Annotated in this window: 7 protein-coding genes and 2 pseudogenes; 3 read left to right on the top strand and 6 right to left on the bottom strand. The window is 63.3% G+C overall.

Features of this window, described 5'->3' with window-relative positions; genetic code table 11:
• Positions 1–942 precede the first annotated feature (942 nt).
• The 6 genes from M3461_09995 to lhgO form a co-directional block, all read right to left on the bottom strand.
• On the bottom strand, positions 943–1,305 hold the full coding sequence (locus tag M3461_09995) for a DUF5615 family PIN-like protein (GenBank protein ID MDQ3774666.1): 363 nt from the start codon (positions 1,303–1,305) through the stop codon (positions 943–945).
• Positions 1,302–1,553 carry a DUF433 domain-containing protein gene (locus M3461_09990; protein MDQ3774665.1) on the bottom strand — a complete coding sequence of 84 codons (252 nt, stop codon included), beginning with the start codon at positions 1,551–1,553 and terminating at the stop codon, positions 1,302–1,304. The genes M3461_09995 and M3461_09990 overlap by 4 nt, the downstream gene beginning before the upstream one ends.
• Before the next feature lie 303 nt (positions 1,554–1,856).
• Entirely contained in the window at positions 1,857–2,927 is a 1,071-nt protein-coding gene (gene thrC / locus M3461_09985; GenBank protein MDQ3774664.1) for a threonine synthase, read from the bottom strand.
• Positions 2,924–4,234 carry a homoserine dehydrogenase gene (locus M3461_09980; GenBank protein ID MDQ3774663.1) on the bottom strand — a complete coding sequence of 437 codons (1,311 nt, stop codon included), beginning with the start codon at positions 4,232–4,234 and terminating at the stop codon, positions 2,924–2,926. Before M3461_09980 ends, thrC begins: the two co-directional genes overlap by 4 nt.
• A 22-nt stretch (positions 4,235–4,256) precedes the next feature.
• Positions 4,257–5,468, bottom strand: coding sequence for an alanine transaminase (alaC, locus tag M3461_09975; protein MDQ3774662.1), 1,212 nt, complete (start codon positions 5,466–5,468; stop codon positions 4,257–4,259).
• A gap of 75 nt (positions 5,469–5,543) precedes the next feature.
• A complete protein-coding gene (gene lhgO, locus M3461_09970) occupies positions 5,544–6,812 on the bottom strand; it encodes an L-2-hydroxyglutarate oxidase (GenBank protein ID MDQ3774661.1) in 1,269 nt (422 codons plus the stop codon).
• A 107-nt stretch (positions 6,813–6,919) separates the two neighbouring features.
• Between lhgO and M3461_09965 the strand changes: the two genes are divergently transcribed.
• From M3461_09965 to M3461_09955, 3 genes and pseudogenes are all read left to right on the top strand, one after another.
• Positions 6,920–7,357, top strand: coding sequence for a hypothetical protein (locus M3461_09965; GenBank protein MDQ3774660.1), 438 nt, complete (start codon positions 6,920–6,922; stop codon positions 7,355–7,357).
• A 910-nt stretch (positions 7,358–8,267) separates the two neighbouring features.
• Positions 8,268–8,510, top strand: a pseudogene (locus tag M3461_09960) (phosphoenolpyruvate-protein phosphotransferase PtsP).
• Positions 8,497–8,803: pseudogene (locus M3461_09955) on the top strand (DNA alkylation response protein). The pseudogenes M3461_09960 and M3461_09955 overlap by 14 nt, the downstream one beginning before the upstream one ends.

Here is an 8,803-nt window from a genome sequence, read left to right as displayed (position 1 = left end):
CGTACGTCGGATGAACATGCCTGCAGCCTACCAGGAGCTGCGCGGAAATCAATACCTTACTACAATATTATGGCACTACAAACAGCATTTCCAGATCCGTCCGTTGATTCTATTGAAGTTTATTCGCAGAAAGTCACGAAAAAGGGGGATAGCCTGTTAAACCTGGGTTAGCGGACTTCGAAGCCGTTTGGAAAGGCGAGCTTCAGTTCGAACGCCGTCCTTTCGCTAGCTTGACATCACCACCGTAGATGCCGTTGATCTCATGAGACCTGTCAGTTTAATCGCCGACAAAGTTAGCACCAACGAGCGCGCCGAGGCCGCACTGGCCGTGTGGGTTCTGGTTGACTGGCGATGACCGGCCCGTGCAGGTTGCGGGAGGTGCGAACCCAAAAAGTTATCGCGAGTAAGATCCCTGAATCCCTGTGGAGAAGCCATGATGTTTCAAACCTTGGAAGCGACCCTCGACCCACAAGGAAAGATCCACTTTACCGAGGACGTTCACTTGAAAGGCGTCCATCAGGTATTGATCACGCTTTGGAACGCGTGGAGTCGAGTGAGCACCCTGGACAAGGCAACGCCGCCAGCGTACTGGCTTTCTTGCGGCAGAACCGCTTACCCGACGCCATGCGGCTGACGGCCGAGCAATCGAAGCTCAGATACAAGCAGAGCGCAATGCCTGGGATTGACCATGCTGCTTTATCTCGACACCTGTATCGTGATCTATCGCGTGGAGGACCCAGGCACTCCAATTCCACCAGCGGACTGAAACATAAGTCTGCGGTTGTATCGGCAAGGACGGTTTCAATGACAGGACAATAGACGTGATGCTTCTTGCCTCTCAGACAAAACCACACATTATTGCTGGACAAATATCGCCGGTTCTTTGCCGTTAATAAGCGTCTCGACATTTCGCATAACGACTTGGATCATAACCATTCTTCCTTATTGTGCCCCGCTTTCTGCCAGACGGATCCTCAAGCGCCCTGGTTCTGCCGTGATTATCGCCCGTTGCCGCAATTCGTCACCGTGCAATTCAAGCACTTTGAGGCATGCGATCGCCTGCTGCCTGGCAGGAAAATTCACCAAGCGCAAAATGCCGCAGTGAGGGACCCGGTACACCAACGCAAGTTCGCCAAAATCCTTGTCCAATGTCACGAGGATACGCCCCTCACGATGGGCGATCGCTAAAATTTCCGAATCGCCGGGGTCTTGCTTCCAATCTCCGCTCCAGACGACGTCGTGCCCTGCATCCTCCAAAGTCTCGCGGGCGCCGCCCCAGACACACGAGTCTAGCAGTATCCTCACTCGGCTGGTTCAACGATCAGAGGTTCGACACGCTCATGACCCACCAGCCGATGCGCATAGGTCAGGCACGCTAGGATGTCTTCCTTCTCCATCCACGGGTAACCTTCCAAGATGGTTTCCGCCGTATCTCCCGCGGCTAGCATGCCCAGGACATGCTCAACCGCCAACCGATATCCGCGAATGATCGGCTTGCCGCCGAAAATTGTTGGGTCGACCGTAATCCGCTGCAACAGCATGTTTTCATCCACCGTCTTGCCCTCCGTAGAAACTAATCTCGTCTCAGACAAGTCTTACACCCGACTATTCCGAAATCAAAACGTCGTGGGCAGGGACGTCTACGCCTGCCGCATCGTCTCGGATGCGAACGCCTGTGGCTACGCTGCCCAAAGGCTATGATGTCGAGATCACCCCTGTCGATCGCTCGCGAGCTGGCCGACCGTGTTTTCCCGGTTCCCGCTTCGCTGCATCCGGGCTACGCTGGCTCCCTCCCCCGCTATCGCAGGGGAGGGAAATCAGGAGCTCCCTATCTTGAGCGACGGCCTGCGCTTTTCCTATCGCCCGATCTCCTCCGCGATCACCCGTTCCACCTCCGCTAGGCGTGCCTCGATCTTCAAGGGCGGGGCCGACGACTGCGCGATCGCGATGTCGGGGTCCTTGAGGCCGTGGCCGGTCAAGGTGCAGACGACCAGGCTTCCGTGGGGGATCTTGCCGCGTTGCACGTCCCGCATCGCACCGGCGAGCGAGGCCGCGGAGGCGGGCTCGCAGAAGATCCCTTCCTGCTCGGCAAGAAGCCTTTGGGCCGCCAGGATCTCGGGGTCGGACAGCTCATCGAACCAACCGCCGGACTCGGCTTGCGCCTGAAAGGCCAGGTCCCAGGATTGCGGGTGGCCGATCCGGATCGCGGTCGCCACGGTTTCCGGGTGGTCGATCAGGTGGCCGCGCACGAAGGGTGCGGCGCCGCTCGCTTGAAAACCACATAGGCGGGGCAGGCTCCGGGCCAGGCCGTGCCCGTGGTATTCCCGGTAGCCCATCCAATAGGCGGTGATGTTGCCGGCGTTTCCGACCGGCAGGCAGTGGAAGTCGGGTGCGCGGCCGAGCGCCTCGATCACCTCGAAGGCCGCGGTCTTCTGACCCTCCAGGCGATACGGGTTGACCGAGTTGACGAGCGTCACCGGCAGACGAACCGCGACATCCTTGACGAGACGCATGCCGACATCGAAGTTCCCCTGGATCTGCATGACCAGCGCCCTGTGCAGGACGGCCTGGGCGAGCTTGCCGAGCGCGATCTTGCCCTCCGGGATCAACACGAAGGCGCGGATCCCGGCGCGCGCGGCATAGGCCGCGGCGGAGGCGGAGGTGTTCCCGGTGGAGGCGCACAGGATGGCGCGGCTGCCTTCCTCGACGGCCTTGGTGACCGCCATCGTCATCCCGCGGTCCTTGAACGAGCCCGTGGGATTGAGGCCTTCATATTTGACGTACAGGGCGATGTCCTTGCCGAGGAGGGCGGGGATGTGATGCAGTCGCAAGAGCGGGGTGTCGCCCTCGCCCAGGCTCACGATGCGCGTGCCCGCGGCGATCGGCAGGCGCTCGCGGTAGCGTTCGATGATCCCGTGGTAGCTCATTCCAGGGTCTCGAGGCGGATGCGGGTCACGGCGCCCTTGATCGCGGGCAGCGCCTCGATGCGTGCGATCGCGTCGTTCATGGCCCGTTCCTGTATCCGATGGGTGAGAAAGATGATGGGGACATGGTGCTCCTCGGGCGCGGGCTCCTTCTGCAGGATCGCCTCGATGCTTATCTGCCGATCTCCCAGGATGCGCGTGATGTCGGCCAGCACCCCCGGCCGATCGACGGCGCTCATGCGTAGATAATAGGCGGTCCGCACGTCTTCCATGGGGGCCACGCCGAGGTCCGATAGTGCGTGTGGTTGGAAGGCGAGATGGGGGACCCGGTTTTCCGGGTCCGAGGTCAGCGTCCTGACCACATCCACAAGATCCGCGACCACTGCCGAGGCCGTGGGCTCCGCTCCGGCACCGGCGCCGTAGTAGAGGCTCGGGCCGATGGCGTCGCCCTTGATGAGCACGGCGTTCATGACGCCCATGACGCTCGCCAGCAACTGGCGCTTGGGGATGAGGGTCGGGTGGACCCGAAGCTCGATGGTCGCCCCCGTGTTCCGGGCGATGCCGAGGTGCTTGATCCGGTACCCGAGCTGGTCGGCGTAGTCGATGTCGGCACGGGTGACCCGGGTGATCCCCTCCGTGTAGACCCGGTCGAACTGGAGCCGGATACCGAAGGCGATCGCGGCCAGGATGGTGAGCTTGTGGGCGGCATCGATGCCCTCGACATCGAAGCTCGGATCGGCCTCCGCGTAGCCGAGGCGCTGGGCCTCGCGCAACACGCCGGCGAAATCGCGCCCGCGGTTCTGCATCTCCGAGAGGATGAAGTTGCCGGTGCCGTTGATGATCCCGCAGAGCCATTCGATGCGGTTCCCGGCCAGCCCCTCGCGGATCGCCTTGATGATCGGGATGCCGCCCGCGACCGCGGCCTCGAAGGCGACCATGACGCCCCGCGCCTGGGCGGCCTCGAAGACCTCGTTGCCGTGGATGGCGATGAGCGCCTTGTTGGCGGTGACCACGTGCTTGCCGTTGTGGATGGCGCGCGAGACGAGCGTCCGCGCCGGCTCGAGCCCGCCGATGAGCTCGGCGACGATCCGCACCTCGGGGTCGTCGACCACCGCCGTCGGGTCCTGGGTGAGTACGATGCCGTCGAGCCCGAGGTCGCGCGGCTTGTCGAGGTCACGGACGCTGGCGCAGGTGATCTCGATGGCACGCCCGGCGCGACGGCTGATCTCGTCCTGATTGCGGCGCAGGACGCGCAGGGTCCCGCCGCCCACCGTCCCCAGCCCCAGGAGTCCGACCTTGACCGGGTTCACCGCTCGTCTCCCCGATCCGGGCCTAAGAGGCCTCGGCGCTTCGGACCTCGACGACCCGGTCCTTCTTGAGCAGGTCGCGGATCCCGCGGATCGCCTGGCGGGTGCGATGCTCGTTCTCGATGAGCGCGAAGCGTACGAAGCCATCGCCGTAGTCCCCGAAACCGATGCCCGGAGACACGGCCACCTTGGCCTCCAGGAGCAGTTTCTTCGAGAGCTCCAGCGACCCCAGCCGGCGGTAGGGCTCCGGGATCGGGGCCCAGACGAACATCGTCCCGCGCGGTCTCTCGACGGGCCAACCGATGCTGTTCAGCCCGTCGCATAGCACGTTGCGCCGTCGGCGGTACGTCTCGCGGATCTCGTCGAGACAGTCCTGGGGCCCGTCGAGGGCGGCGATGGCGGCCACCTGGATGGGGGTGAAGGTGCCGTAGTCGAGGTACGACTTGAGCCTCGCCAGGGCCTTCACCAGGGTCGGGTTTCCGACCATGAACCCGACCCGCCAGCCCGGCATGTTGTAGCTTTTCGACAGGGAGAAGAACTCGACCGCGATATCCTTGGCGCCCGGCACCTGCAGGATCGACGGCGCCACGTAGCCGTCGAACACGAGGTCCGCATAGGCCAGGTCCTGCACCACCCAGATGCCGTGCTGGCGCGCAATCTCGATCACCCGCTCGAAGAATGCCAACTCGACGCACTCGGTGGTGGGGTTGCTCGGGAAGTTGAGGAATAGGAGCTTGGGGCGCGGCCAGCAGCCGCGGATGGCGTTCTCCAGCTCCGCGAAGAAATCGATCCTGGGTCCGCTCGGGACATGGCGCACGTCGGCCCCGGCGATGACGAAACCGAAGGGATGGATGGGGTAAGCCGGGTTCGGCACCAGGACCGTATCGCCGTGATCGACGACCGCCATGGCGAGATGCGCGAGCCCCTCTTTGGAGCCGATGGTGACGATGGCCTCGGTCTCGGGGTCCAAGGTGACCCGGTAGCGACGCGAATACCAGTTACAGATGGCCCGGCGCAGCCTCGGGATCCCGCGCGACACCGAGTAGCGGTGGGTGTCCTCGCGTGCCGCCACCTCGCAGAGCTTGTCGATGATGTGGCGGGGCGTGGGCTGATCGGGGTTGCCCATGCCGAAGTCGATCACGTCCTCGCCGCGATGACGTGCGGCCATCTTGATCTCGTGGACGGTGCTGAAGACGTACGGGGGCAGGCGGTCGATGCGGGGGAAATGGGCGTTCAGTTGGGTCACGAGCGCGCTGGATCCGTCGAGGCCGCGTCCGGCCCAGTGCGGCCGCGAGAGGTAAAAACGACGAAGTTACCTGCCCGCCGATGAACTGTCAAACGGCCGAGCGGGCTGCCAGGCGCCGCGCCCCGGGATCCGATCGACCAGATAGGCAGTGAACGGCAGCGCGCAGGTAAAGGCGGGCGAAACGGCGTTAAGGACATGCGACGAGCGTTCGTCCCCCTCGAAGTGAAAGTCGGGCTCGAGTCGACCGGTCCTGGTGTCGACGAGCTGGGCCCGGATGCCGGCCTCGCCCCAGACGCGGAAGTGCTCGGCCCGCACCCCGTCGACGAGGCGCGCGGCCTCGCGTACGAGGTAGGGCCTCAAGCAACGTCGCAGCTCGGACAGGGCGAGGCGCGTAAAGCCGCTCGGATCGCTGCGCCACAGGCGATAGCCGAGGCGCAACACCGCGCGGAGCTCACCGCGGTTGAAACCTCCCCATCCCCGATACTGTTCTCGCCACAAGGCCGGGACAGCCGTCGGGCCCAAGGTCACCCCGCCCTCGGGGCCCAGGGTGAAATGGGCACCCAGGAAGGGATAGGCGGGGTCCGGCACGGGGTAGACATTGGTCTTGAGCGACCCGGCCGGCTCCGAAGAGCACAGGTACAGGCCCTTGAAGGGCAGGATGGCGTGGTCCTGCGAGAAGCCGAAGTCGCGCGCCACAGCGTCGGCGTGGAGCCCGGCGGCGTTGACGACGTGGCCGGAATCGATGGCGCCGCCTGTGGTCAGGACTGTGCCTTGGCGGCGACCGAGATACGCTGTCGAAGGACAGAGAACCACGCCGGCCGCCTCTGCGTCCGCGGCGAAGGCGGCGACCACGCGTCTAGGGTCGAGCGTCGCGGTCTCGGGGGAGTAGAGGGCCTGGCCGCAGGTCTTGACCCTGGGTTCGATGCGGCGTGCCTCTTCCTCGGTGACGAGATCCAGCGGGACCCCGTTGGCCTGGCCCCGCTTCAAGAGATCATGCAGGCCCGGCAACTCGGCTTCGTCGCGGGCGACGACCAGCTTGCCGGTGAGGTTGACCGGGATGCCGCGTTCCCGGCAGTAGTCCTTGAGGGCACGGTTCCCGTCGAGGGTGAAGCGCGCCTTCCACGAGTCCGGGCCGTAGTAGAAGCCGGCGTGCAGGACACCGCTGTTGCGCCCGCTGGCGTGCCAGCCGCAGCTCTTCTCCTTCTCGATGAGCGTCACCGTGCAGTCGCCGTAGCGCCGCTTGAGGTTCAAGGCCAGACACAATCCGATGATGCCCCCGCCGATCACCAGGAAGTCGGTCGTCGCCGCGGGTCCGCGGGCATCGCTCGGCTGCATCGGTCGTTCAGCTTGGGATTCAGGGTGGGGCGCTAGACTGCGGCGCTAGACTGCGGCGCGTAAGAGTAGCTTACAGCCCAATCGAACAACTGAAAAGGAGATTTTGCATGAAGACTTCTGCATGGGTCGGTACCGTCCTCGCGGTCGCGCTCATGGCCCTGTCGGCGGCGAGTCATAACGATGATGATGATGGGTGGCGCAAACATCGGCGCCACCACGGCGGTCACCACCATGGCAGGCACCACGACCACTTTTATTATCCACCCCCGCCGCCGCGCCCGGTGTACCGCCAGCATCACCACTACTACCGTGAATACCATGCTCCTGCGCCGGCGGCCTATCGTCCCTACTACGGCTACCGCGGTGGCGGCTACGGCGGCGGCTATGGCGGCCGGTACTACCGTCGCGGCCACTCGTCCCTGCCGATCATCTTCGGCGGCGTTCTGGGCGGCGTGCTGGGGCACGAGCTGAGCGGTGGTGATCCGCTGCTCACGACCACCGGTGCCATTGCCGGTGGTGTGCTGGGCCATGAGCTCGACCGTTGATCGATCGCGTCCGATCCCTCATGACCGCCGGCCTCGCGGCGGCGAGCTGCTACCGTGCGCAGATCCGGTAGCGTGTTACCAGCGGCCGAGGCCGCATGCAAGCACGCCCGCATGCCCGGCGGCGGATCCGTATCGGCGATCTGGCGCCATTTTGGCGGCAGTGCCAGACTGAATTACCTGACGAGGGCGCACGGTGCGGAGAACCGCAGTAAAGCAGGAACGTGCCATGCTACACAGAGTCCGCATCCGGTGCAATAGGCCGATTCTGCCTAGCACACTACTTTCGCATTCTGTCTAATCAACTTTCAGGTATCGGTGTCTAGGTATAGGAGGAGGGTGTATGGCAATCCAAATTTCACGAGACCAATTAGGTTCACCACGTTCAGTGGCACAGCGCGATCTTTACAGGGATTTCATTGTTCCTATCCTGATCTTCGGCCTATATTTCCTGCCCGCTCAGCTCAAGCTACTCAGGAAGAGAGTGTCGAGTTTACGGTGATCCCAGAACCTGAGGGCGGTAAGACGATCTCTTATCCCCTGGACACTGTGATTCAGGATGCTGAAAGGTGGGCTGATTTCTGGAACGACTTACATCCTGGGAAGCCTGTACCCGCCATCGACTTCGAACAACGCATGGTTGTCGCGACGGCCTTGGGGGGAGGCACCGCAACGTCGGCAATTAAAGTGACCAGAGTGACTAGAAAGGCGGTGCCCAATCTGTCTCCTCTGATCATAGTGTATATAAAAGAGAGACGGCCTGGCCGAGGGTGTATGATCCCATTCATATTCATGCCCCCACCCAATACATGGATTTGGCCAGGGCAGCAAACGTAGGATTGGAGTTGACCCCGTTTCGTGGACACTTCACCTTTTGGGAAGGAGGAGTCCACGATGTCGAAACGAAGAAGCGCCGGTGGGCATGATGATCGAGGTGCCATCGGCGATCTATCAAGTTCGGGGATTCGCCCGGCACGTTGATTTCTTCTCTATTGGCACCAATGATCTCACGCAATATCTGCTTGCCGTGGACAGAAACAACCCGAATGTGGCGAGGCTTTACGATAGCCTGCACCCTGCGGTGCTGTGGGTGCTGCGCGCGGTGGTCACGGTCGCCCGACGTTATGCTAAACCCGTGAGCGTCTGCGGCGAGCTGCCCGATCACGATGGCCTTTGCCGTGATTCCAGCGTTACGCGTGCAGCCTGAGCTGGCGGCGGAGTGGGAGCCTCGGGTTTTATCGATCGACTATGACCCGCGCTGTCTGCCGGCACCGCGGAAGCGCGGCGCCCTCTTTGGCATGGCGATGACCGAGCGCCAAGGTGGTAGCGATCTACGGGCCAACACCACCCGCGCACAGCCACTTGGCGCTGGCGGCCCGGGCGGCGAGTACGCACTTATCGGGCACAAATGGTTTTGCTCCGCGCCCATGTCGGACGCGTTTCTAGTCT

The organism is Pseudomonadota bacterium, from assembly GCA_030860485.1.
Taxonomy (GTDB): Bacteria; Pseudomonadota; Gammaproteobacteria; order JACCXJ01; family JACCXJ01; genus JACCXJ01.
This window is presented reverse-complemented; position numbering and strand designations above follow the sequence as displayed.